19 protein-coding genes and 2 pseudogenes are annotated in these 23,106 nt (G+C 65.1%); 12 read left to right on the top strand and 9 right to left on the bottom strand.

The annotated features are described in order from the left end of the window. Positions 1–304 precede the first annotated feature (304 nt). From bcsZ to F6X40_RS21370, 5 genes are all read left to right on the top strand, one after another. The gene (gene bcsZ, locus F6X40_RS21390) at positions 305–1,492 is read left to right on the top strand and encodes a cellulose synthase complex periplasmic endoglucanase BcsZ (RefSeq protein WP_187629189.1); all 1,188 of its coding nucleotides are present in this window, start codon (positions 305–307) and stop codon (positions 1,490–1,492) included. Next, the gene (locus F6X40_RS21385) at positions 1,483–6,195 is read left to right on the top strand and encodes a cellulose synthase subunit BcsC-related outer membrane protein (RefSeq protein WP_187629124.1); all 4,713 of its coding nucleotides are present in this window, start codon (positions 1,483–1,485) and stop codon (positions 6,193–6,195) included. Before bcsZ ends, F6X40_RS21385 begins: the two co-directional genes overlap by 10 nt. A 413-nt stretch (positions 6,196–6,608) precedes the next feature. Then, on the top strand, positions 6,609–9,269 hold the full coding sequence (locus tag F6X40_RS21380; RefSeq protein WP_187629123.1) for a response regulator: 2,661 nt from the start codon (positions 6,609–6,611) through the stop codon (positions 9,267–9,269). Between the two features lie 205 nt (positions 9,270–9,474). Beyond that, the gene (locus F6X40_RS21375; RefSeq protein ID WP_090806367.1) at positions 9,475–9,801 is read left to right on the top strand and encodes a transposase; all 327 of its coding nucleotides are present in this window, start codon (positions 9,475–9,477) and stop codon (positions 9,799–9,801) included. Positions 9,802–9,956: 155 nt separating this feature from the next. Next, entirely contained in the window at positions 9,957–10,223 is a 267-nt protein-coding gene (locus F6X40_RS21370) for a hypothetical protein (protein ID WP_184036397.1), read from the top strand. Between the two features lie 28 nt (positions 10,224–10,251). Here the strand turns inward: F6X40_RS21370 and F6X40_RS21365 are convergent, their stop codons facing one another. The 3 genes from F6X40_RS21365 to F6X40_RS21355 are packed head-to-tail and all read right to left on the bottom strand — an operon-like array spanning position 10,252 to position 12,656. Next, positions 10,252–11,625, bottom strand: a complete 1,374-nt coding sequence (locus F6X40_RS21365; protein WP_187629122.1) for an ATP-binding protein — start codon at positions 11,623–11,625, stop codon at positions 10,252–10,254. Beyond that, on the bottom strand, positions 11,622–12,335 hold the full coding sequence (locus F6X40_RS21360; protein ID WP_090806371.1) for a response regulator: 714 nt from the start codon (positions 12,333–12,335) through the stop codon (positions 11,622–11,624). Before F6X40_RS21360 ends, F6X40_RS21365 begins: the two co-directional genes overlap by 4 nt. A gap of 27 nt (positions 12,336–12,362) precedes the next feature. Then, on the bottom strand, positions 12,363–12,656 hold the full coding sequence (locus tag F6X40_RS21355) for an EF-hand domain-containing protein (RefSeq protein ID WP_184065271.1): 294 nt from the start codon (positions 12,654–12,656) through the stop codon (positions 12,363–12,365). Between the two features lie 247 nt (positions 12,657–12,903). On the opposite strand from F6X40_RS21355, the gene F6X40_RS21350 reads away from it, so the two are divergent. Beyond that, positions 12,904–13,194: a hypothetical protein gene (locus F6X40_RS21350; protein WP_184071517.1), complete on the top strand. Its 291-nt coding sequence runs from the start codon at positions 12,904–12,906 to the stop codon at positions 13,192–13,194. Between the two features lie 317 nt (positions 13,195–13,511). Next, entirely contained in the window at positions 13,512–13,790 is a 279-nt protein-coding gene (locus F6X40_RS21345; protein WP_184036383.1) for a hypothetical protein, read from the top strand. Here F6X40_RS21345 and F6X40_RS21340 read toward each other — a convergent pair. After that, positions 13,779–15,029, bottom strand: a complete 1,251-nt coding sequence (locus tag F6X40_RS21340; RefSeq protein WP_184071521.1) for an arsenic transporter — start codon at positions 15,027–15,029, stop codon at positions 13,779–13,781. The two genes, F6X40_RS21345 and F6X40_RS21340, sit on opposite strands and share 12 nt — an antisense overlap. Before the next feature lie 274 nt (positions 15,030–15,303). Here F6X40_RS21340 and F6X40_RS21335 point away from each other — a divergent pair, with 274 nt between their 5' ends. The 3 genes from F6X40_RS21335 to F6X40_RS21325 all read left to right on the top strand — a co-directional run bounded on the left by F6X40_RS21335 (position 15,304) and on the right by F6X40_RS21325 (position 17,189). After that, a complete protein-coding gene (locus tag F6X40_RS21335; protein ID WP_187629121.1) occupies positions 15,304–15,867 on the top strand; it encodes a cytochrome b in 564 nt (187 codons plus the stop codon). 116 nt (positions 15,868–15,983) lie between these two features. Then, on the top strand, positions 15,984–16,559 hold the full coding sequence (locus F6X40_RS21330; protein WP_187629120.1) for a YceI family protein: 576 nt from the start codon (positions 15,984–15,986) through the stop codon (positions 16,557–16,559). A gap of 48 nt (positions 16,560–16,607) precedes the next feature. Next, positions 16,608–17,189 (top strand): YceI family protein, encoded by a 582-nt coding sequence (locus F6X40_RS21325; RefSeq protein WP_184071527.1) that lies wholly within the window; start codon positions 16,608–16,610, stop codon positions 17,187–17,189. Positions 17,190–17,379: 190 nt separating this feature from the next. On the opposite strand, the pseudogene F6X40_RS21320 reads toward F6X40_RS21325, so the two are convergent. The 3 genes and pseudogenes from F6X40_RS21320 to F6X40_RS21310 all read right to left on the bottom strand — a co-directional run. Then, positions 17,380–17,819 (bottom strand): annotated as a pseudogene (locus tag F6X40_RS21320) (family 1 encapsulin nanocompartment shell protein); the annotation flags it as partial. Further along, positions 17,812–18,867 carry a Dyp-type peroxidase gene (locus F6X40_RS21315; RefSeq protein ID WP_184071528.1) on the bottom strand — a complete coding sequence of 352 codons (1,056 nt, stop codon included), beginning with the start codon at positions 18,865–18,867 and terminating at the stop codon, positions 17,812–17,814. The gene F6X40_RS21315 and the pseudogene F6X40_RS21320, both read right to left, overlap by 8 nt. A 259-nt stretch (positions 18,868–19,126) precedes the next feature. Next, positions 19,127–19,677: pseudogene (locus tag F6X40_RS21310) on the bottom strand (IS6 family transposase); the annotation flags it as partial. Positions 19,678–19,978: 301 nt separating this feature from the next. Here F6X40_RS21310 and F6X40_RS21305 point away from each other — a divergent pair. Then, positions 19,979–20,731: a response regulator gene (locus F6X40_RS21305; RefSeq protein WP_184071530.1), complete on the top strand. Its 753-nt coding sequence runs from the start codon at positions 19,979–19,981 to the stop codon at positions 20,729–20,731. On the opposite strand, the gene F6X40_RS21300 is transcribed toward F6X40_RS21305, so the two are convergent. Both F6X40_RS21300 and F6X40_RS42410 read right to left on the bottom strand, forming a co-directional pair. Next, positions 20,673–21,035, bottom strand: a complete 363-nt coding sequence (locus F6X40_RS21300; protein WP_262421500.1) for a response regulator — start codon at positions 21,033–21,035, stop codon at positions 20,673–20,675. The genes F6X40_RS21305 and F6X40_RS21300 overlap by 59 nt on opposite strands. Continuing rightward, the gene (locus F6X40_RS42410; RefSeq protein WP_262421497.1) at positions 20,927–22,105 is read right to left on the bottom strand and encodes a sensor histidine kinase; all 1,179 of its coding nucleotides are present in this window, start codon (positions 22,103–22,105) and stop codon (positions 20,927–20,929) included. Before F6X40_RS42410 ends, F6X40_RS21300 begins: the two co-directional genes overlap by 109 nt. Before the next feature lie 337 nt (positions 22,106–22,442). Here F6X40_RS42410 and F6X40_RS21295 point away from each other — a divergent pair, with 337 nt between their 5' ends. After that, complete coding sequence (locus tag F6X40_RS21295) at positions 22,443–22,763, top strand: DUF4148 domain-containing protein (RefSeq protein WP_184071534.1); 321 nt, start codon at positions 22,443–22,445, stop codon at positions 22,761–22,763. Positions 22,764–23,106: the final 343 nt, after the last annotated feature.

The following is a 23,106-nucleotide window of genomic DNA, read 5'->3' as shown; positions in this document are numbered from 1 at the left end:
GTCTGTTTACATATGGAACGCACGTGCGAATGCCCGCTATCGGCCGCAGGGCAAGGAGTAAGGAGCGCTGCGTGGCCGCGCCACGTGAGCGACGCGCGACGCCGCCATGCGGCCGATAGCGGGCATTCCCCTGAAATGAAATCCAGGCAATGGGGTTGCCGCGAGAAGGGCCGCTCGCTGCGTCATGCTCCTTGCGAATACGTCGAGTATTCGCGGCGTCGCAGTCCTTGCGAGCGGCCCTTCTCGCGGCAACGCACGTGCGTTCCATATGTAAACAGACCCTAATGGAACGGCTATGACTCGTATGCGGTTTCGGATCAACAGAAGAACCACTTTTGCGCTGGCGCTCGGTATCGGCATGACGGCGTCGGCCAGTCTGGCGGGTTTGAGCGGCGCCGCTCAGGCCGCGCAGAACGGCGCTGCATGCGGCGACTGGGTCGCCTGGCAAAGCTTCGTGCAACGCTTCGTCCAGGCCGACGGCCGCGTGATCGATTACTCGACGCCGGCCCAGCAGACCACCTCGGAAGGCCAGTCCTACGCGCTCTTTTTCGCGCTGGTCGCCAACGACCGCGCGACCTTCGACAAGCTGCTCGGCTGGACCCGCGCGAATCTCGCGGGCAACCAGTTCGACGCCGAGAACCTGCGGCTGCCCGCATGGCAATGGGGCAAGAAGCCGGACGGCTCGTACGGCGTGCTCGATCCGAATTCGGCATCGGATTCCGACCTGTGGATCGCCTACGATCTGCTGCAGGCCGGCCGCCTGTGGCACAACCCCGCCTACACGCAACTGGGCCAGGCACTCGCCGAGCGCATCGCGCGCGACGAAGTCGCGAATCTATCTGGCCTCGGGCCGATGCTGCTGCCGGGGGCGCAGGGCTTCAGGAACGGCAACGTCACGCGTCTAAATCCGAGCTATCTGCCGCTGCCGGTGTTGCGCGCGCTCGCGCACGAGGTGCCGGACGGCCCGTGGGCCAAGCTCGCCGACAACGCTTATCAGTTCGTCAAAACCGTGTCGCCGCAAGGCTTCGCGCCTGACTGGGCGGCGTGGCAGAACGGTCGGTTCGTCGTCGATCCGAAGAACGGCGACGTCGGCAGCTACGATGCGATCCGCGTCTATCTGTGGGCCGGCCTCGCTTCGCCCGCCGATCCGCTCGCGAAGCCGTGGCTCGGCGCGCTCGGCGGCATGCGCGCGAAGGTCGCGCAGAACGGCTTCCCGCCGGAGAAGGTGTCGTCGACCAGCGGCGCGGCGAGCGGCGAAGGCCCGCTCAGCTATTGGGGCGCGCTCGCGCCATACTTCAAGACGCTGGGCGACGAGCACGGACTCGGCCTCGCGCGCACGCGGCTCGCCGCGCTCGACGCGAACGTTCCGGGCCGTGAACCGGTGTACTACGATCGTGTGTTGGGTCTGTTCGGCACGGGGTTCATCGATGGCCGCTATCGCTTCGATGAAGCCGGCGCTCTCGTGCCCGCCTGGAGGACCGCATGCGATTGAACGCCCTCGCCGGGTCGCTGCATATCGCGCTGCATATCGCGCTGTCCGTCGGCGCGGTCTTGTGCGCGGCCGCGGCCGCGCCCGATGCGCTCGCGCAGGCGAGCAAAGATCCGCTGACCGTGCTGATCGATCAGGGCAAGTACTGGCAGTCGCATCAGCGCGGCGACCTCGCCGAGCAAGCCTGGCAGAAGGTGCTCAGCATCGATCCGAAGCAGCCCGACGCCCTGTTCGGCATGGGCATGGTGCTGGCCGACCGCAAGGACGGCGCCGGCGCGCAGCAGTACCTCGCGCGGCTGAAGGCGGTCGCGCCGAATTATCCGAATCTCGATGAGCTCGGCCGCCGCCTTGGCGAAACGAGCCCGCGCGACCAGACCATCAGCGAGGCGCGACGGCTCGCGCAAGCCGGTCAGAGCGCGAGCGCGGCGCAGGAGTATCAGCGCGCGCTGGCCGGCAAGCCCGCCACGCCCCAGTTGCAGCTCGAGTATTACCAGGCGCTGTCGGCGACGCCGCAGGGCTGGGACGAAGCACGCCGCGGCCTCGAACAGCTCGCCCACGACAACCCCAACGACCCGCGTTTCGCACTCGCGTACGCGCAGCATCTGACCTATCGCGACGTCACGCGGCGCGACGGTATCGCGCGGCTGCAAAAGCTCGCCGGCGACACCTCGGTCGGTGCGGCGGCGAAAAAGAGCTGGCGCCAGGCGCTGCTGTGGCTCGACGCGCGGCCCTCGGACGCCGCGCTGTACGAGTCGTACTTCCAGACCGCCGGCGAAGATGCCGCCGTGAAGGCGCGCTTCGAATCGATGGTGCAGCAGGGCAGCGCGGCGCGCGCCCGCGCGCAGGAAAACGCCGCCGCCGACGCGCGCGGCCGCGTGATCGCCGACGGCTTCGCCGCGCTCGACCGCGACGACCTCGTGAGCGCGCGCGCCAGGTTCTCGTCGGTACTCGCGAACAGTCCTAACGATACCGACGCGCTCGGCGGCATGGGCATCGCCGCGCTGAAGCAGGAGCGTTTCGCCGAGGCGCGCAACTACCTCGAGCGTGCCTCGCGCGGACCGAATCCGGCGCGCTGGAAAACCGCGCTCGACAGCGCGACCTACTGGACCTACACGAGCGAAGCGATCGGCGCGCGCAGCAATGGCGAGTTCGCGAAGGCGAAGGCACTGTTCGAGCGCGCGATCGCGCTGAATCCGTCCGACGTGACCGCCCAGGTGCAGCTCGGTGAAATGCTGCTCACGACCGGCGACCCGGCCGGCGCCGAGCAGGCATACCGGATGGCGCTGCGCCGCCAGGCCGACAACCCGGACGCGATTCGCGGTCTCGTCGGTGCGCTCGCCGCGCAGGGCCGTGCCGACGAGGCGCTGCAGTTCGCCAATCAGCTGAACGCGCAGCAACAGGCGAAGGTCGGCGGCATCGACCGTTTGCGCGGCGACGCGCAGGCGGCGCAGGCGCGCGCGGCCGAAGCGCGCGGCGATCTCGGCAGCGCGCGCAGCCTGTTCGAAGACGCGCTGCTGAACAAGCCCGACGATCCGTGGCTGCGGCTCGACCTCGCGCGCATCTACGTGCGCCAGGGCGCGGTCGCGAATGCGCGCAGCATGATGGACGGTCTGCTCGCCACGCATCCGGACATGACCGATGCGCTGTACGCGAGCGCGCTGCTGTCGGCGGAAACGCAGGACTGGTCGACCGGTCTCGCGCAGCTCGACCGTATTGCGCCCGCGCAGCGCACCGATGCGATGACGACGTTGCAGCATCGGCTGTGGGTGCATCGGCAGGCCGACCTCGCGACGCGCATGGCGAAGAACGGCCAGACGCAGCAGGCCATCGCGACGTTGCGCGCCGCCGAGCCGGTGGCCGGCAACAACCCCGAGCTGATCGGCGTGATCGCCGGCGCGTACCAGCAGGCCGGCGACCCGACCCGCGCGCTCGCACTCGTGCGCGGCGCGATGAGCGCGGCGCCCGGCAACACCGATCTGCTGCTGCAATACGCGAGCATTCTGTCCGCGGCCAACCAGCAGGCCGAGCTCGGCGCCGTGATGCGCCAGTTGCAAGGCATGCAACTGACGCCGCAGCAGCGCACTGACTTCAACAACCTGAATCTCGGCATCGTCATCCGACAAGCCGACGCGGTACGCCTGCGCGGCGATCTCGCGAGCGCCTACGACGTGATCGCGCCGTGGCTCGCCGCGATGCCCGACAACCCCGACCTGCAGGCCGCGCTCGGCCGCATGTATGCGAGCGCGGGGGACGACCGCAACGCGCTCACGAGCTTCCGTGTCGCGCTGCAGCGCCGCCCCGACGATCTGAATCTGCTGCAGGCGGCGATCTCGGCCGCGGCCGGCGCGAAGCAGTTCAGCTACGCCGAAACCCTCGCGAACCAGGCGCTCGCCCTCGCGCCCAACGACCCGGGCGTGCTCGCGACCGTGGGGCGCATGTATCGCGCCCAGGGCAAGCTGTCGCTCGCGTCGACCTATCTGCAACGCTCGCTGGTCGCGGCCAATACGCCGCTGGCGGCGAACGCGCCCCGCAACGCAGGCACCAACGTGCCGCGCGGCTGGGAAGCGGCGATGAGCCAGATCGGCGCGACGCCGCTGCCGGGCACCAATCCATTCGAAGGCAAAACGGCGATCGTCCCTTCGGGCGACGCCGACAATGCCGCGCGTCCCGCGCTTCCGTTCCTGAATACGCAGTCTTCCTCGCCGACGCAGACCGTGCCGAACTATCCGCCGCCCCTTCAGCCCGCGCCGTATGTCGCGCCCTATACGGCGCCCGCCGCGACGCCTTATAACGCGCCTGCCGCACAGCCCGCGCCGGTCGCCGCACCGTACGGAGCGCCTCGCTCCGCCGCCGAGGTCGGCGGCTACGGACAGGAATCCAACGGATCGAGCCAGTCGGGCGCGCCGTTGCAGCCTTATCCGGGGCAAGGTCAGGCGCCCGGGCAGCCGATGCCGCGGCAGCAGTACGACGCGGGCTATGCGCAGCAGCAGCCCTATGCGCAGCAGCAAGCGTATCCGCAGCCACAGCCTTACCCGCAGCAGCAAGCGTATCCGCAGCAACCGGCGTACGGGCAACCGGCATACGGGCAGCAGCCCTACGGCGCGCAGGACGGCTATGCGGCCACACCGTGGCCTATGTCGCCAGCCGCGCGCGAGGCGCAGGCCAACGCCGCGTCGACGACGGCGCTGCCGTACGGATCGACACGCACGAGCACGCAGAAGAGCGCCAAGAAGAGCACGGCGAAAACGAGCCAACCCGCGCCGGTCTACGCGCAGCCGCCGCCGTATCCGCAGCAGCAGGGCTACGCGCAGCCGTATCAGCCGTACCCGCCGCAACAGCCCTATCAACCGCAGCCTTACCCGAACCAGGGCTACTACGCGCAGCAGCCGTACATTCCGCAACCGCCGGCCGGCTACGCGCAACCGTACTACCCGCCCGGCAGCAACGCGCAGAACAACCCGCAGTCGAACGTCGCGAACGCGCAGACGCTCGGCGTCGCCGAGGAGCTTGCGCAGGTCAATCGCGAGCAGTCGAGCACCGTGTCGGGCGGCCTGATCTTCCGCAATCGAGTCGGCGAGGACGGACTGTCGTCGCTCACCGACATCGAGGCGCCGATTCAGGGGCGTATCAAGGCGGGCAACGGTCACGTGGTCGTGACCGCGACCCCGGTCACGCTCGACGCAGGCACCGCGTCGAACAGCACGTCGACGCTCGCGCGCTTCGGCGCGGGGCTTTCGACCGCGTCGTCGAAATCGGCGGCGCAGAACGGCACCAACAACTACGGCAGCCAGACCGCGAGCGGTGTGGGCCTGTCCGTCGGCTATGACAGTCGCAGCATGAGCGGCGATATCGGCGTGACGCCGATCGGCTTGCGCGAGACCAACATCGTCGGTGGCGCGCAATACAACGGCGGCATCACCGACAAGGTCTCGTACTCGATCGCGGTCGCGCGGCGCGCGGTGACGGACAGCCTGCTGTCGTACGCGGGCGCGCGCGATGCGGCCGCCGGCCTCGAATGGGGCGGCGTCACGTCGAACGGCGCGCTTGCCAGCCTCAGCTGGGACGACGGCACGAGCGGCCTGTACGTGAACGCGTCGTATCAGCACTACATGGGCACCAACGTGCCGAGCAACAACGCGATCAAGGGTGGCGGCGGCGTCTACACGCGTCTGCTGAAAGACGCCGACCAGACGCTGACGGTCGGCGTGAACACGACGATCATGGGCTACAACCGCAATCTGTCGTACTTCACTTATGGCCAGGGCGGCTACTTCAGTCCGCAGCAGTACGTGATCCTGAATCTGCCGGTCGAATGGTCGGGCCGCGCGGGCCTGTTTACATATGACGTGAAGGGTTCGATCGGCGTGCAGCATTATCGCGAGGATGCGTCGAACTACTTCCCGCTGAACGACGGCTCGACGCGGCAAGGCGACGCGGCCGCCGCCGCGCAATCCCTCGGCAACGGTCTGAGCGCCGTCTACCCGGGTCAGAGCAAGACCGGCGTGTCGTATTCGATCAGCGGCGTCGGTGAATATCAGCTCGCGCCGCAGCTCGCGGTCGGGGCGACCGCGTCGCTCGGCAATGCCTATGAATATCGCGAGTGGCTCGCGGCCGTGTACGTGCGCTACAGCTTCAACAAGCAGACCGGCTTGCAGCCGTTCCCGCCGGTGCCGTTGACGTCGCAGTATCTGTCGCTGTCCAACTGACGGACGCACTCGTTGGGTGAGGTCGAGGCTTCGTACGGTGCGTTCCGTTGAAGTTCGAAGCTCGCGCAGGAATCGGGGACGACAGCACGATTCGCACCTGACCTTGGCACGACCACGCCCTACGCGAAGGTATCGAGCCACGCCTGAAATGCGGGCGCTTCTTCCGCTTTCGCCGCGCAGCAAATGCGCCTCGCGGTAAATGTTGCCCGCGCATCGAACGAGGTGCCAAATTGGTACGGTTTCGGACACGGGTGCTTACCCGGCAAAACCCCGAATAGCGTCTGCGATGCATCAACGATAAGGCGTTGTGCCCTACAATATTTGGGGTTCGCGAGGCTGCGCAACGCGCGCGAACCCTCGAAGCTTCGGTCAAGAGCCAATCATTTTCGACGTGATTTCACGTGGAGCGCTGCATGCCTTTTCCGGCACAAGACTGCGGCTGCGCTGGCTGGCGCGGCGAGATGGCGCGACGCATCAGCGAATTCGACTGGCGCGCCACCACCCTCGGCGCGATCGAAAACTGGCAGCGCAGTCTGACCTCGACGGTCCAGATGATGCTCGCCTCGCCGGTGCCGCTCGTGCTGTTGTGGGGCGAGCCCGGCTACATGATCTACAACGACGCCTATGCGGTCTTCGCGGGCGGGCGGCATCCGTATCTGCTCGGCCGTCCGGTCGAAGAGGGCTGGCCCGAAGTCGCCGATTTCAACCATCACGTGATGGTCACCTGCCTCGCGGGCGGCACGCTGTCGTATCGCGACAAGGCACTCATGCTGCTGCGCGACGGCAAGCCGGAAGACGTGTGGATGGATCTGTACTACAGCCCGGTCGCGGGCGACAGCGGCGCGCCGGCCGGTGTGCTCGCGATGGTCGTCGAGACCACTGGGCGCGTGCTGACCGAGCGGATGCGCCAGCAAGCCGAAACCGAATTGCACGAGACCAACGAACGCCTGCAGCTCGCTCTGAACACCGGCGCGGTGCTCGGCACCTGGGTGCTCGACGTGCGCACCGGCGAGGTCACGGGCGACGAACGCTTCGCGCGGACCTTCCTGTTTGCGCGCGACAAAGCGTCGAAGGGCGTCGCGCGCGAAGCCGTGACGCAGATGATCCACCCCGACGACCAGGCGCTCAACGACCGCCTGACCGCCGAAGCGATCCGCAGCGGCGAGCCGTTTCGCGCCGAGTACCGAATCCGGCGGCCTGACGGCGGCTATATGTGGGTACAGGCGAACGGCCGCTGCCAGTTCGATGAACACGGCGAACCGACGCGCTTTCCGGGCGTGCTGATCGACATTCACGAGCGCAAGATCGCCGAACAGCAGCTTCTTCAGTTGACCGAAACGCTCGAGCAGCGCGTCGCCGATTCGATCGCGGCGCGCGCGCTCGCCGAGGAACAGCTGCGCCAGGCGCAGAAGATGGAAGCGATCGGCAGCCTGACGGGCGGCGTCGCGCACGACTTCAACAACGTACTGCAGGTGATCAACGGCAATCTGCAGATGCTCGCGGCCGACGCCGACGACGACCCGGTCACGCAGCGGCGTCTATCCGCCGCGACCGATGCCGTCAAACGCGGCGCGAAGCTCGCCGCGCATCTGCTCGCGTTCGCGCGGCGTCAGCCGCTGTCGCCGACCGTGCTGAATCCGCGCCGCCTGCTGACCGGCATGAGCGAGATGCTGCATCGCGCGCTCGGCGAAACGGTGCGGATCGACACGGTGCTCAGCGACGATCTGTGGAACGTGCAGGTCGACCGCAACCAGCTCGAAAACGCGCTGCTCAATCTCGCGATCAATGCGCGCGACGCGATGCGCGCCGACGGCGTGCTGACCGTGCGCGCGACCAACCGCACGCTCGACGCCGCGTTCTGCCGCGGCAAGCCGGAGTTGTCGCCCGGCGAATACGTGGAGTTCTCGGTTGCCGACACCGGCTCGGGCATGCCGCCCGAAGTGCTGCAACGCGTGTTCGAGCCGTTCTTCACGACCAAACCCGACGGCCACGGCACCGGCCTTGGCCTGTCCATGGTGTTCGGCTTCGCGCGGCAAAGCGGCGGGCATGTGTCGATAGAAAGCGAAGTGGGATACGGCACCACGGTGTCGCTGTTCTTTCCGCGCTGCTGCGAGGCGGAGACGCCGGAGACCGTCGATGGCACCGCGGCATCGGTCGGGGGCGGCGAAACGATACTCGTCGTCGAGGACGATGCCGACGTGCGGCTGACCGCGGTCGAAATGCTCGCGCAACTCGGCTACAAGGTGCTGACCGCGTCGAACGGCGACGCGGCGCTCGAATTCATCGACAGCGACGTGCCGATCGATCTGCTGTTCACCGACGTCGTGATACCCGGCAAGCTGAAGAGCGTCGAGCTCGCGCAACGCGCGGCCGCGCGCACGCCGCCGCTGCCTACGCTGTTCACGTCGGGCTATACGCGCGACGAAATCGTCCACCACGGCAAGCTCGACGCCGGTATCACGCTGCTGTCGAAGCCGTACCGGCGCGACGATCTTGCCCGTCTGGTGCGTAACGTTCTACGCGCGGGCGCCGCGCGCGCGGACCACGCGGCCGGGATGCGCGAAGCGCGTATCGCCGCATGCGTGCCGCCCGCCGCGTACGAAAGCGCCAACCCGTGCGCCACTGCGAAGGGCCCGCGGAAAGCGTCGAACAAAGAGCCGAAGAAAAAGCCGCACAAGCCGATCCAGCCGCGTGCGGCCCACGAAGCCGCGCGCGTGCTGTTCGTCGAGGACGACACCGAATCGCGCGAGGCGCTCGGCGAACTGCTCGGCGCGTTAGGCCTCGCCTGCACCGCGGTCGCGAGCGCGGAAGCAGCGTTGCCGCTCGCGAACACGCAGCGCTACGACGTGCTGTTGACCGACCTCACGCTGCCCGGCATGTCCGGCCACGAACTCGCGCGCGCGGTGCGGCGCGTGCAGCCGGAGATACGCGTGCTGCTGGTGTCGGGCTACGGTCGCAGCGCGGAGATCGGGGCGGCGATTCCGGGTGCACGGCTACTCGGCAAGCCGCTCGATATCGCGCAGTTGCGACGCGAGTTCGCGCAATGGCTCGACCACACCGAAGCGGCGTCCTAGGGCCGAAGAGATCAGCGTCAGCTCCTTCAACGTGGTCGCGGTAATCCCCGGCGCGTCGCAGATGAAGGTCAGGAAAGCAACGCTAGCGTCATCGGACGCGAAGCAATCCGCGGTTCAGCGGGCCAAACCCCGCGTAAATCCGGAATTAGAAGGAACCGCCCAAACCGTAAGATCGACATAAACCGGTCAGTCAGGTGTTCGCGGCATGCTAGATCTTCCTCTTTCCGATGACGCCTGGGCGCGCATCAGTCATCTGTTCAAGCAGGACCCGAAGAAACGTCTGGGCCGGCCCGCGCGTCCTCCGCGCGAGATCCTGGACGCGATTCTGTGGGTCGTCACGCGCAACGAGAAATGGCATCGGCTGCCCGGCACGTTTCCGCCGTCGCAGACGTGCTACATCAGGTGGCTGCAATGGCGCCGCACGGGCTTGATGAGCGCGATTCTCGACGAGCTCGGCCTGAGCGGTTGCGCGCTTGCATCGGCGTCTCGCGCGGATTCGGCGCCTCCGGCGGGGTCGACTGCCGACGCCTGAAATCGCGGCCTGGAATGGCATATATTGTTGGTAAGGATGAGTACCGCAACGGCGCGGCCCCGATCTGCATCAGCCGCGCGGGTGCGGGTATGATGCCGGGCGCGGTGCCCTCCGCACCCGCTTCCGATGCCGCATTTTTTGCCACGAGAACCATCATGCCTGCCCAACACGACGAAGCACCCGGCGCTCACGACACGACGGACAAGCCGAAGCGCAAGACGCTGTCCATGTCCGTGCGCAATCTCCTGATGGTCGCCATTGGCGTCGTGATGTTCACGATCGTGTCGGGCGTCGTGCTGTACAACCCGATCATGTACGGCGACGAGATCCCGAACTTCGGCATCATCCTGATGCTGACGGTGCCGGTCATCGCGGGCGTTGCGTTTCGGGTCGGGCTCGACGCGTGGCTCGATCGCGAGTGAGCGGCAAGAACGCCACGTCCTCATCCCGTCATGCCGCCTCGACCGGCAATACGACCCACACTTCGAGGCCGCCGCCGTCGCGCGGATGAAACTGCAGGCCGCCGCCGTGCAGCCGCGCGATCCGATCGACGATCGACAGCCCCAGCCCCGTGCCGCCGCTATGCGCACGCGCATTGCGGCCGCGCTGGAACGGCGCCTTCAGCTTCTCCAACTCCTCTGCCGTCAAACCTTTACCGCGATCGCCGACCGCAACCGTGACCGCGTCCTGCGTCGCCCACGTGCGCACCGCAAGCCCGCTGCCGCCGTAGACGATCGCGTTCTGCATCAGATTCATCAGCAGCCGCATCATGCTGATCGGCCGATATCGAACGGCCGGCAAGCTGCCCAGCGACAGGTCGAACTCGTGCCCGAGCCCCGCGAAGTCGCCCGCGAGCCGTTCGATCAGCGCATTCAGATCGCCGGGCTGCGCTTCCTCGCGCTCGCCGCTGCCCGCGTAATCCATGAACTGCTGCAGAATCGTCTCGATCTGATCGAGATACGATTCGGCGGCGATGACGAAACTGCTGTCGGCCCCCTGCGGCATCGCCATCGCCATCGACAGGCGCAGCTTCGTCAACGGCGTGCGGATGTCGTGCGAGATGCCCGCGAGCATCAACGCGCGCGTCGCTTCGGCGTCCTGTAACGCGCGCGTCATCTGATTGAAAGCGCTGCCCACGGCGGCGATTTCGGCGGGGCCGTCGGTGGGCAGCGGCGCGGGCAGGTCGCCGGCGCTGACGCGCCGCGCCGCTTGCGTGAGCTCGTGCAACGGTTCGTTCAGGTGCAGCTGGATCGCGTAGCCGGCGAGCGCGGCGAGCACGCCGAGACCCAACGACAGGAAGATCGCCGCTTCGAGGCCGCTGCCCTGCGCGTCCTCGGGAACCGGCAGCGCAATCCAGTATGGCGCGCTGGCCAACGAACCGGCCGCGTGGTCGGACCCGGCAGCCGGCGCATGCATGCGAATCCACAGCCGCTGCCCGCCCTCGGTCTGCCACCGCACGGGCATATCGGCGGGCAGATGCTTCTGCAAGCTGTCGACGAAAACGCCGTGCTGATAGGTGCTGTACACATGCAACAGATCGTGCGGCGGTGCGTCGGTCGCTTCGGGCGGCAACTGTTCGCGCGCGTCGAGACGCGCGGTCAGCGCCGCGCGCGAGGCGGGCGGAGTGGCCGCGAGCAGGTTGTCGAGCGTCGTCACGTAGGTCGCGAACACGGCCGCCGCGCGTTCGACGCGTGGCCGCTGCACGTAATGCAGCAGCACGACGATCGAGCAGATCTGGCTCAGCATCACGAGCGCGATCAACAGCGCGATATTGCGCGCGAGCAGCGTGCGCGGCAGCAGTGTGCGCGACAGTGAGCGCATCATGATTCGACATCGGCGACGAGCATATAGCCGACGCCCCAGACGGTGCGAATGAAACGCGGCTTCGACGGATCGTCCTCGACGATCTGCCTCAGCCGCAGTACCTGTACGTCGATGCTGCGATCGAGCGCGTCATGGTCGCGCCCTCGCGCACGAGCGAGCAGGTTGTCGCGGCTCACCGCGCGATTCGGCGACGACGCGAGCGCGACCAGCAGCAGCATCTGCGCGGAATGAATCTCGAGCGGCTCGCCCGCGCGCGACAGCTCCTGCTTGCCGATGTCGAGCGTGAAGTCGCCGAAACGCACGCGCTGCGACGTCAGCGTGAGGTCGCCCGCGGCCATCTTCTGGCGGCGCAGCAACGCATTGATTCGCGCCACCAGTTCGCGCGGCAGAAACGGTTTCGCGAGGTAGTCGTCGGCGCCGGTTTCGAGGCCGGTCACGCGATCGAGCGGATCGCCCTTCGCCGTCAACATCAGGATCGGCAAGGTCTGCCCTTGAGCGCGCAGTTTCGCGCAGATCTCGAGGCCGTCCTCTTCGCCGATCATCAGATCGAGTATCAGCAGGTCGAACGGCTCGCGCTCCAGGTAGCGATTCAGGCGCTTGCCGTCCTCGGCCGCGCGCACGTCGAAGCCGTGACCGCGCAGAAAGCGCAGCAGCATGTTGCGCAACTCGGCTTCGTCGTCGAGCACGATGATCCTGGCGGGGCGTTCCATCCGAAAGCTCCTCGATAACCGAGCCGCTCAGTGTGCGGCCCCGCGTTCCTGCATGAATGCCTCGATCTGCGGGAGCGTAATGTAGCCGGCCTTCTGCGTGTCGATCTCGTCGAAATGACGCGCGAGCAGCGGCATGCCGGCCGCTGCCTGGTCGCGCGTCAGCTTGCCGTCGTGGGTGGTGTTCGCGCTTGAAAAACGCGTTTGCAACTGCTGCTCCATGCGCTCCATCCGCTGCTGGCTGATACCTTGCGGCGCGGCGGCCTGAGCGAACGCGACGGTGGACGCGCAGCACAGCAGCACGGTGGCGAGCAACTTCTTCATGACTGACTCCTTCGGTTGGAACATCGACCGTCGCCTGCCTGGGTGCCGCGATCCGTTTCGATGACAGGCCGAATTGTTGGTCAGACGCCGCGCGATCGCAATTCGAGAATCATGTCGAATCATGTCACGGCGCCGGGTGCCGCTGCAGCGTGACATCGAATGAAATGAGTTCGCGGTTTCGTTTTGCGGGCCTGCTGCGTATCGTTCCGTCTGCCGTTCGTCGGCATTCACGTATCAGGAGTCCCAAATGACTATCCGTCTCGCCTGCGCCTCGACTTTCACCGCCATCGGTCTCGCCTGTTCTTCCGCTGCCTACGCGCGAGTCGTCGTGTATCTGCCCGCCGCCGTGGTCTACGCGCCGCCGCCGCGGCCGGTCTACTACCCGGTGCCGGTCAATCCCGTGTATGTATCGGCACCGCCTGTCGACGTGCCAGTGGCGGCCGCGACCATCGTCGCGGCGCCGCCCGCGCTCAACTATGCGGTGGTGCCCGCGCCGACGGTCAGCTATGCGCAACCGCTCGTGATCGCGCCGCGTTGAAAGCGCGCGCCGGGCCGTCGCGCTGGCGGTTTCGATCGCCCCGAGACCGGCCCACGCCGTTGACTCAGCATAGGACACGCGCCTCGCGGGCACGCCTGGTGAATTCCCGTTGTCCCGTTGAAAGGTGGAGCGCCGCGTAAAGCTTGCATGGAGTTTGCCGCTTCTTACCATCGCGCACGGCGCCAGGCGCGCGCTCGATGTGGCGCTCTGCGCCGGCACGGCTGATATTGACTACATATAGGCGGGATGGAACGGACCTTGCGACCCCTGTCAGGTTCGCGCGCCCCTTATCCCACCTTCTTTCCTGGACCTTTGTGATGAGCTACCAAGATATCGACAAGGAAATCGCCCACCTCGAAGTCGTTTTCAACGCACTTTCTGGGCGCGACCGTTTTCCGCTGTCGTACTGGCATCGTCGGCTGCATGCGTTGAGCCGTTCGTCGATGGTGCCCGCGCAACGCCAGCGCGTCGCCCACCTCGAAGCAAGGCTGCGCTCGGTCGGCGCGCGACTGGACCAGCTCGCCGGCGCGACGCGCGTCGGTTCCTGCACAAGCCCGCTGATGGCGGGCGGGTCCGGCATCCGTTCAGCCAGTTAATATCCGCGCCCCAAGCGCCAGCACGAGCGCGGGCACCATCACCAGCGCGCCGACTTTCAGAAACTTCATGAAGCTGACGTCTTCGCCTTCGCGGCGAATCGCGTTGAGCCACAGGATCGTCGCGAGCGAGCCGGTGATCGACAGGTTCGGCCCGAGGTCGACGCCGATCAACAGCGCGTCGATCACGCGCTCGGGGCTATGCGCCTGCATCACGGTCGAACTCGCGATCAAGCCGGCCGGCAGGTTGTTGATCAGATTGCTGAGGAACGCGACGCTCGCGCCGGCCCACCCGGCCGCTTCCATTTCGTTGTGTTCGGTCGCGCGACGCAACGCACCCGCGAACATGTTGATCACACCGGTGTGATCGAGCATCTCGACCAGCACGAACAGCCCGGCGACGAGCGGCAACACGTTCCACGAAATTTCGCGCATCATCGGCAGCGGCGATCTGCGCTCCTTGATCAGCACGACGAGCGCGGTCAGCGTGCCGAGGATCGCGGTCGGCAGGCCGAGCTGGATGTCGTAGGCGGAGACCGTCAGCAGCGCGCCGGCCGTCACCGCGATGCCCGCGAGCGCGACGCGCCCGCTCGCCGACAGCTCGACCGCGTCGAGATTTGCCTCGCAGACGCCAGCGAGCGCCTCGCGTTGCGTCCAGCGCAGCATCACGAAGGTCGCGGCAATCGACAGCACCGACGGCAGCGTGAAGCGCAGCATCCACGGTCCCAGCGGCGGCGTGTGATTGCCGTACAGCACGATGTTGGCCGGATTCGAAATCGGCAGCACGAAGCTTGCCGCATTGGCGACGAACGCGCAGACGAACAGCAGCGGCAGCGGCGGTGTCTTCGCTTTCTTCGCCGCCGCGAACACGGCGGGCGTCAGCACGACGGCGGTGGCGTCGTTGGAAAGAAACGCGGTGATCACCACGCCGAACAGATACACGAGCACGAACAGCTTGCGCGGCGAACTGCGCGCATGATTGACAGCGAGCACCGCGACCCAGTCGAACAGCCCTTCGCGGCGGCCGACTTCGGATAGCAGCATCATGCCGAACAGGAACAGATAGACGTCGGTGCCCTTGCCGATCGCTTCGACCGCGAGATGCAAGGGCAATAGGCCGAGGGCGACGAGCAGCACCGCGCCGGCGACGGCCCACACGGCTTCGGGCCATTTGAACGGCCGTGTGATCACGCCGGCGGTAGCGAGCGCGGCAATACTCCAGGAAAGAAAAACGGAATTCACGGCTTAACGCCCGGATAATGGGTTATGTCCGTGGCTGCGCAAAGCGCGCAACCTTGTTGTTCGGGGCAACAAATTACCACAGCGGTACCACGGCGAGCGCTCCATAGCAGTGTGCGTGCCTTCATGCGCGGACCTTTCTGCGCGCATACCTCTCGACACGATCAACATCACCGCGACAACGATCTGTTCCCGCCCACCCGCCTATTCAGTTTGAATGGGCATCCCTACTATCCGCATTCTCACGCGGCTTCTCGCGAGCAACGGATAGAACACGATGCAAACACACGCTTGCGCTCCCACGCGCTACCACGGCGCGGCGATCGCGCTGCACTGGCTGGTCGCCGCGCTGATGATCTGCGGCTTCTACATCGGCTGGATCATGACCGATATCCCCGGCTTCACGCCGACGAAGCTCAAGTACTTCTCGTGGCACAAATGGATCGGCGTGACCGTGTTCGCGCTGGCGCTGCTGCGGGTGCTGTGGCGCGCGACGCATCGCGCGCCCGAACTCGATGCCGCGACGCCCGCGTGGCAGAAGGCCGCCGCGCATCTGGTGCACGGTCTGCTGTATCTGCTGATGCTCGCGATTCCGCTGTCCGGCTACTTCTACAACTCGGCGGCCGGCATTCAGGTCGTGTATCTGGGCATCCTGCCGCTGCCGACGATCATCGGTCCCGATCAGGCGCTGAAGGCCGCGCTGCGCACGGTGCACGTGCTGCTCAACTACACGCTGCTCGCGCTCGTGATCATGCACGTGCTTGCGGCGCTCAAGCATCAGTTCGTCGATCGCGACGGATTGCTCGCGCGCATGGTGCCGTTTCTGAAGACCCGCGCATAACGATACGACAGCTTGAAGAAAGCCATCACTTTTGTCGATTGGTTACGACTGGTTGGCAATCAAATTCCTCGCGGTGTGCAATCACGCCGCGAAGCTCGGATAGGATGTGTACCATCATGAAGACACCCTTTTATCTCTCCGCTCATCGCGCGACGCTCGCTTCTTTCGCGGCGCTTGCGCTGCTCGGCGCAAACCTCGCGCACGCCGACGTCGACCTCGCGAAAAGCAGCGTCATCGCCACGACCAAACAGATGAACGTGCCCGTCGACGGCAAGTTCAGGAAGTTCTCCGCGCAACTGAATTTCGATCCGGCGAAGCCGGCTGCGGGCAGCGCGAACGTGTCGATCGACACCGCGAGCTACGACCTCGGCGCCGACGACTACAACAAGCAGGCGCAAGGCAAGGAATGGTTCGACAGCGGCGCCTTCCCGAGCGCGACCTTCGTGTCGAGCTCGATCGCGCCGGCTGGCGGCAACCAGTACAAGGTGACCGGCAAGCTGACGATCAAAGGCAAATCGCAAACGGTCGTCGTGCCGGTCGTGATCGCGAGCCAGGGCGCCACGCAAACTTTCGACGGCTCGCTGCCGATCAAGCGCACGCAGTTCGACGTCGGCACCGGCGAATGGAAAGACACGTCGGTGGTCGCCGACGAAGTCGTCATCAAATTTCATCTGGTCGCGGCGAAGAAATAACCCACAACGCCGCAGCACCGCCTTACCCTTCGACCCCTGGAGTCCACCTTGAAGCAATCCTTCCTGCTCGCCGCCGGCGCGCTCGCCGCTGCATGCTCGTTCAACGCGATGGCCGCCGCCGAAACCTACCTGCTCGATCCGACGCACACGTCGCCGAGCTTCGAGACCGACCACTTCGGCGGCCTGTCGATCTGGCGCGGCAAGTTCCAGAAAAGCAGCGGCACCGTCGTGCTCGATCGCGCGGCGAAGACCGGCACGGTCGAGGCGACGATCGACCTGACCTCGGTCGGCATCGGCAACGACAAGCTCAACGAGGAACTGGTCGGCGACAAGTTCTTCGACACCGCGAAGTTCCCGACCGCGACCTACAAGGGCACGCAGATCCGCTTCGACGGCGACAAGCCGGTCGAAGTGATCGGCACGCTGACGCTGCACGGCGTCACGAAACCGGTCAACCTGAAGATCGAATCGTTCAAGTGCATCCAGCACCCGGTTCTGAAGCGCGAAGTGTGCGGCACCGAATCGGTCGCGACGTTCAATCGCGACGATTTCGGCATCGACTTCGGCAAGGCGTACGGCTTCAACATGAAGACCACGCTGCATATCCAGGCCGAAGGCGTCAAGCAGTAAGCGCGTCACGCCCGGCACGGCCGGGCGCCGAACTACTGGATCGCGGGCTGCGCCGGCGCGTGCGACGCGCATCGCATCCTGCGATGCCCAGAGGGCTCGATGATATTCAACGGGCGGTGGTGCGAGACAATTATCCTTTGCCAGCATTACCGCTGGCTCAGGCCCCGGCCCGTCCACTTAGCCGACTGTCCGAATTCGCGAGGCCACCTCTGGCATCCGCCCCAAGCAGCACGGAGTATGGGCCGTCAACGCCCGCGAGCCGCAGCTTCGAAGACTGCGCTGTCCTCGGCGAGTGTCAGCTCGCTCGCGGCGGTCTTCGCGGGCTGACAGTCGCCGTCGTTCGAGCCGCGCTCCACGCTATCGATCGCCTCGCGCTGCAGCGTGAACGGCATGCTCAGCTGCACCAATTGCTTGACTTCGTAGAGCTTCGCCGACACGCCTTTCCTCGGCGCCGCGACGCTCGTCTGGTGCCCCGTGCCGATGGCCGCCAGGGCCGTGCCGCCCCGGGCTTTTCACGTCCACGACGCGCCGCCCCGCGACGGAGCGCCTGAAGGCGCGCGCCACTTCGGCTTCCATCTGTTCCCATGCGTCCTCGGAAATCGGCGCAAGCTCGCGATGCAGGTTATTCATATTGTGAAGTTCCTTTAAGTGAGCCGATGTTCAATGTTCCTCTGCGGCTTGTTTCGTTTGATGGCGTGCTGGACGGCTGAGATGACGTCGACGCCGCCGCAGAGCCTCTGTCCGGGAGCGCATCGAGCAGATCGGCGGACGGCACGAAGAAGAGACCTCCCGTCACTGCGCGGCTGTAGTCGAGCAATCGGTCGTAATTGCCCGGCGGGCGACCGACGAACATGTTTTCCATCATCTGCTCGATCGGCGCGGGCGTGCGCGCATAGCCGATGAAGTATGTCCCAAACTCCTTTGCGCCAGGACGGCCGAAGGCCATGTTGTGCCGCAGGATCTTGATCTCCTGGCCGTTCTCATCGATGGTCGTGAGCGAGCTATGCGAGCACGAGGGCTTCACAGCCGCGTCTAGTTCGACGTCGGACAGCTTCTTGCGCCCGATGATCTTTTCCTGTTGCTCCACCGTCAGGCCATCCCATGCATCCATATTGTGAAAGTACTTCTGCACAATCACATAGCTGCCGCCCGCGAATTCCGAATCCTCCTCGCCGATGATCGTGTGGTTCGGGGCGCTTCTCCCTGATGGATTCTCCGTGCCGTCGACGAAGCCCACCATGTCGCGCAGGTCGAAGTAGCGAAAACCCTGCACCTCGTCGACGACCGTGACGGCGTCGCCCAGTTTGATGAGCAACTGTGACGCGAGCTCGAAGCATAGATCCAAGTGATCCGCGCGGATATGCAGCAGGATGTCTCCGGGTGTGGCAATGGCGCGGCGCTCGCCCGATCCGACCTCGATGAAAGGATGCAGCGACGCGGGACGCGGCGCGCCGAAAAGAAAATCCCACGCTTCGGAACCGAAGCCGCACACGCAAGAAAGGTTAGCGGTAGGCGCGCGTGTGCCGACCGCGCGGACCAGCGCGGCAATGTCGCCGCACCATTCACGCACGGTGTCGGCTTGGCCTTCGCCGCGCGCTACCGTGAGTGTGAGGAAAATCGCACTTCGGGAAATCGGATCACAGACGGCTTGTGGTTCGGGAGTGTCGTTGTTGGGCATCTGAAATTTATTTGATTACGCCAAGGGAGTCACGACGGCATTCATGCAACGGCGGACCGCGATGGACTCGAAATAATGCTGGATTTCGTCACCCAAGCAAGCCTCGCCCCGTGCGCACATGGTCGACCCAAACGCCTGGACGTTTGCCGCTTTAGCTTCGAGTCCGCGGGTGCGCTTGCGCTCGTCAACGAATACTCAGGGTTCGCCGTCGCACCGGCTCACTATATTGCCTTCGCAGGGCGTTGTCACGTTCGCGCGACAGGTTGCCCACCTGATCATGGACCGAAGCGAATCGTTGTAGTTGACGCACTGACTTGAAGCGGCGCATCACTTTCTCGCGTATCCGCGTTGGCTGGTGCGAGTTCTCCGCCCGGTTGTTCAATCCTTTGTGCTGGCGGTGTTCGACGTTCAACCCCAGATCCTTGTTCGCTGCGGCGTAGCTCTTGAGCTTGTCGGTGATCAGTACACGCGGGGCGCGCCGTGCTGGTCCACCGCACGCCACAACCAGTGCTTCTTGCCGTTGATGGTGACCACTACTTCGTCGAGGTGCCACTTATCGCCGCGGGCCAACGCGGTAGAGCGAATACGCCGGGCAATGCCCAGGCCAAACCTCACCGACCAGCGCCGCACCGTCTCGTAGGTCAGATCGATGCCGCGCGCGCCCAGCAGTTCTTCGACCATGCGCAGGCTTAATGGGAAACGGTAGTACAACCACAGCGCGTAGCCGATCACGTCGGGCGGGAATCGGTAGCCGGCATAGGAAATGGTGTCGGTGGCAGGTGCGTCGTGCTGCAGGGCGGCTCGTTTCATATCAGAGATTGTCGCCGGATCTCCGTCAACCTGCCAATAACGTGACAGTACCCTTGAAAGACAAGCGCCGATACAGGCGATCGGCTGGAATTGTGCGCCATCAGCAGTTCCAGCCAGTCAAGCAGGAAGAAGTCAGACTCCGATACACTCGTTCGCTTTTCGCATCGCGTGACATAGGCCGGTCTCAACGGCAAACCGCGTGTAAGATCGTTCGAATACTGCCACCGTGGCCGATTGCTGTAATTCGAACGCCGCTTGCTTCATCCGTACGAATGTGCATGTGTTGCCGGGAGACGATGCGATGCGCGTACTGCTCGTCGATGATCACGAACTCTTCAGAGCCGGTCTCGGACTGCTCATCAAGGAGCTTTTTCCGGATGTCGAACTGCTGCATGCGAATACGTTATCGCATGGAGTCGATCTGGCGATGACCGAGCAGCCGGACATCGTTTTTCTCGACCTCGAACTCCCTGACGGGCACGGTTGCGACGCGCTGGTCCGGTTGAAAGACGCACGATCGTCCTTGCCCGTGGTCGTCGTATCGGCTGATGAAAGCATGGAGACGGTCGGTCGATGCCTCGAACTCCGCGCGATGGGCTACGTGCCGAAATCGTCGTCGCCCGAAGCACTCCATGCCGCGATCGTTGCCGTGCTTTCAGGCGGCGTGTTCCTGCCCGCGGCGAGCATCGCCGGGCTGAGGCGCGCGATCGACATCGCCGGGGCACCGGCACGCGAATCAGCAGTAGCACAGCCGACGAACGGCGGCGCCGACCCTTGGGACGCTCCGCTCCTTGGACTCACGCCGCGTGAGTACGAAACACTTGCGTGGCTCGTACGCGGGCTCCCTTCCAAAGCCATCGCGTCGAAGATGGGGCTCGAAGACATCACAGTGCGCAAGTACATCAGTCATCTGCTTGCGCACTTCAACCTGCGGCGCCGCACTGAACTCATCGTGATGCTGGCCGACAAGGGCATAACGCTCGGGACGCTATCGGTCACTGATCCTTCGCGAGATCGAGACTCGCCTTCCGATGGGCCGCAACGAACCGGCTGATATTCGCCACCAGATCTTCCGGTGCCGAGGACTTGCGCAGCAGCACGAATGGCTCCGGAAAGTCGCGAAGCACTTGAACGGAGAGTAACTCGCCCGTGATGAATGCGACCGGAATAACGCCCGCCCACGCGAAGTGACGCCTGATCCGATCGGCAACCTCCTTGCCGGAAGCCCCATCGCGCAGCCGGATATCGGTCACGATGAGATCGGGAATGCGGCTATCATCGGCGAGAATGGCTTCAAACCCGGCCATCGACTCCGCGGCCTGCACAAGCGAGCCCGCGCTCGAGAAAAGGCGTCGCAGGCCTTCGAGGACGGTTGGTTCGTCGTCACACAGCAGCATGAACGTGCCGTTGAGAATATGGCCCGCTTGAAGAGTGACCGCTCGGTCTCGATGGACGGCGGGGCCACTCGTCGCCGCGCGAGTCTGAGATCGATTCCCCGCAACTGGGCCGTCTGCCGGTACTGCTCGAGCACCTCGGTCAACAGGTCGGGCGTATTGACCGACGTCAGGCGGGGAACATACGAGCCCAACTCGCTATAGTCCTGGATGTCCTTGAACATGTCGAGGATGTCGGACGCGGTCTCCTGGATGACGTCGAGGTCGCGTTCCACCGCGCGTTCGTCCCTGATCCTCGTCCGGGCACTGCGGATGAAAAGGTTGATCGCGGCGAGCGGCTGCTGGATGTCGTGATACGCCGACGAAAAGAACCGCTCCTTCTCCTTGACGAGTTCCTGCATGCGCTTGTTCTGTTCGTTGACCGCACGCGACGCAGCTTCGACGCGCGCCTTGGCCGCGCGCAAGTTGCGCTGATACATGAATTCGCGTCTTGCCGAACGTTCCAAGGGAATACTGACAACCAGCCCGATGGCATATGTCAGCGGCACGCTCGTGCCGTGCGCAATCACCGACGACAGGTGCATGCCGAACCTCTCGCCCGGAGGCTGGAGGTAGAGCATGAGCAGGTAGCTCGCGACGCAAAGCCCGACCAGCCACGCTGCCGTGATCGCCCGAAGCCGGAAAGCCATGAATATCGTGAACAGGGTAAGCGTCAGGATCGAATAGTGTTCATGCCACTGCAGGTCAACGATCTGCAGCATTCTGAGGGTGGCCAACCAGGCGCTGAGCGTCCACATGCAGAGCAGCCCGACGGCCCAGCGTTCGTCGAGTGCGCGCGGGGTCCACAACAGGACGGCCACGCCCATGCCGATCGCCGCAGCGGTTCTCACGAAAATGAGTTCGTTGTGGTGCAGGTAGGTGGGATCGAGTATGTCGAGTCGCCCGAAATCACGGATGGAAAAAACGATCCATAACGCGGTGAAGATTGCGATGGCCAGTCTTCGCTGTCCGGAGAAGCGCTGCGCGTAGTCCATCCGGAACGCACGTTCCTGAGCCGCCGATCTGAACCTGCGCACCCAGAGGCCCGACGATCTCATGGCGATACTCGATCAGGAATGTCGCCGTCCGCGGATACGGCAGCGTGACATTCAAACAGAATAGCAGGACGTCATTCGAGTCCGAACACACAAATGTAGCGGTACGAATGTGCCTGTCTGCTTCCGGATTCCTACATCTTTCGCAGCTCGATTTCGGGCGCTCGCCTACCTACGTGGGTGTCGGCGGCGTGGGCTGTCGTCGAAAATCAATATGACAGCGCCGGGAAACGGGAGTCGAGAAATCCTGCTTGCTGGCAATTATGAGGAGGTTGTCATGAAATCAGTCGTTATCGCGGTTGCCGCAGCGTCGGCGCTTTCCTTCCCTCTTTTCACGTTCTCTCAGACCGATCCGACACCGACACGTGCCCAGGTGCGGGCGGAGCTACAGCAGCTCGAACAGGCCGGGTATGATCCGGCCAAAGGCGAGGATGCGAGTTATCCGAGCGACATCCAGGCGGCGGAGGCACGGATATCGACCCAGAGCCCAACCGCGTATGGCGGCGTGCCCTTCGGCTCATCGACGTCCGGTTCCCGCGCGGTCGTTCGCCCCGCCTCTACCGAAGACATGAAGCAACTCTATTTTGGAGGCGAGTAGTACCTTCCCCTTCTTCCCGCTGTGGTGTGCCACATCGGAACCGCTGCTTGATCAATCGCGGAACGACTTGTGCGCCGGAAATGTCAATCTTCGGCGCACGCCGGAACCCGGGAGCGGTTGCCTCCCTGGTGCCGCGATCCCAGCGACCATTGCCTTGCTGCCGGGTTTCCCGATTGTCCACGAACGGGCCGGAACTGACCGGCGAGCTTCGGTAAGCGTTAAGGGTTATTCGACGTCTGCCCTCATTCACATGGCTGTGAGTGTGCCGCGGCGCGTGTGGGCAGGCGTCGGATAAGCCTCGAGGGAGGAAACCGCGGGATGGTCCGAGACGCTCGGAATTTCA

It is taken from the genome of Paraburkholderia sp. UCT31 (assembly GCF_014397655.1).
GTDB classification, from domain to species: domain Bacteria; phylum Pseudomonadota; class Gammaproteobacteria; order Burkholderiales; family Burkholderiaceae; genus Paraburkholderia; species Paraburkholderia tuberum.
The sequence above is the reverse complement of the archived record's forward strand: the minus strand, read 5'-3'. Positions and strand labels throughout refer to the sequence as shown.

What these genes read in the sequence shown, in the direction of transcription:
- bcsZ (WP_187629189.1), top strand. Translation starts at nt 305, where the DNA reads ATGCGGTTTCGGATCAACAGAAGAACCACTTTTGCGCTGGCGCTCGGT.
- F6X40_RS21385 (WP_187629124.1), top strand. Translation starts at nt 1,483, where the DNA reads ATGCGATTGAACGCCCTCGCCGGGTCGCTGCATATCGCGCTGCATATC.
- F6X40_RS21380 (WP_187629123.1), top strand. Translation starts at nt 6,609, where the DNA reads ATGCCTTTTCCGGCACAAGACTGCGGCTGCGCTGGCTGGCGCGGCGAG.
- F6X40_RS21375 (WP_090806367.1), top strand. Translation starts at nt 9,475, where the DNA reads ATGCTAGATCTTCCTCTTTCCGATGACGCCTGGGCGCGCATCAGTCAT.
- F6X40_RS21370 (WP_184036397.1), top strand. Translation starts at nt 9,957, where the DNA reads ATGCCTGCCCAACACGACGAAGCACCCGGCGCTCACGACACGACGGAC.
- F6X40_RS21365 (WP_187629122.1), bottom strand. Translation starts at nt 11,625, where the DNA reads ATGATGCGCTCACTGTCGCGCACACTGCTGCCGCGCACGCTGCTCGCG.
- F6X40_RS21360 (WP_090806371.1), bottom strand. Translation starts at nt 12,335, where the DNA reads ATGGAACGCCCCGCCAGGATCATCGTGCTCGACGACGAAGCCGAGTTG.
- F6X40_RS21355 (WP_184065271.1), bottom strand. Translation starts at nt 12,656, where the DNA reads ATGAAGAAGTTGCTCGCCACCGTGCTGCTGTGCTGCGCGTCCACCGTC.
- F6X40_RS21350 (WP_184071517.1), top strand. Translation starts at nt 12,904, where the DNA reads ATGACTATCCGTCTCGCCTGCGCCTCGACTTTCACCGCCATCGGTCTC.
- F6X40_RS21345 (WP_184036383.1), top strand. Translation starts at nt 13,512, where the DNA reads ATGAGCTACCAAGATATCGACAAGGAAATCGCCCACCTCGAAGTCGTT.
- F6X40_RS21335 (WP_187629121.1), top strand. Translation starts at nt 15,304, where the DNA reads ATGCAAACACACGCTTGCGCTCCCACGCGCTACCACGGCGCGGCGATC.
- F6X40_RS21330 (WP_187629120.1), top strand. Translation starts at nt 15,984, where the DNA reads ATGAAGACACCCTTTTATCTCTCCGCTCATCGCGCGACGCTCGCTTCT.
- F6X40_RS21315 (WP_184071528.1), bottom strand. Translation starts at nt 18,867, where the DNA reads ATGCCCAACAACGACACTCCCGAACCACAAGCCGTCTGTGATCCGATT.
- F6X40_RS21305 (WP_184071530.1), top strand. Translation starts at nt 19,979, where the DNA reads ATGCGCGTACTGCTCGTCGATGATCACGAACTCTTCAGAGCCGGTCTC.
- F6X40_RS42410 (WP_262421497.1), bottom strand. Translation starts at nt 22,105, where the DNA reads ATGGACTACGCGCAGCGCTTCTCCGGACAGCGAAGACTGGCCATCGCA.
- F6X40_RS21295 (WP_184071534.1), top strand. Translation starts at nt 22,443, where the DNA reads ATGAAATCAGTCGTTATCGCGGTTGCCGCAGCGTCGGCGCTTTCCTTC.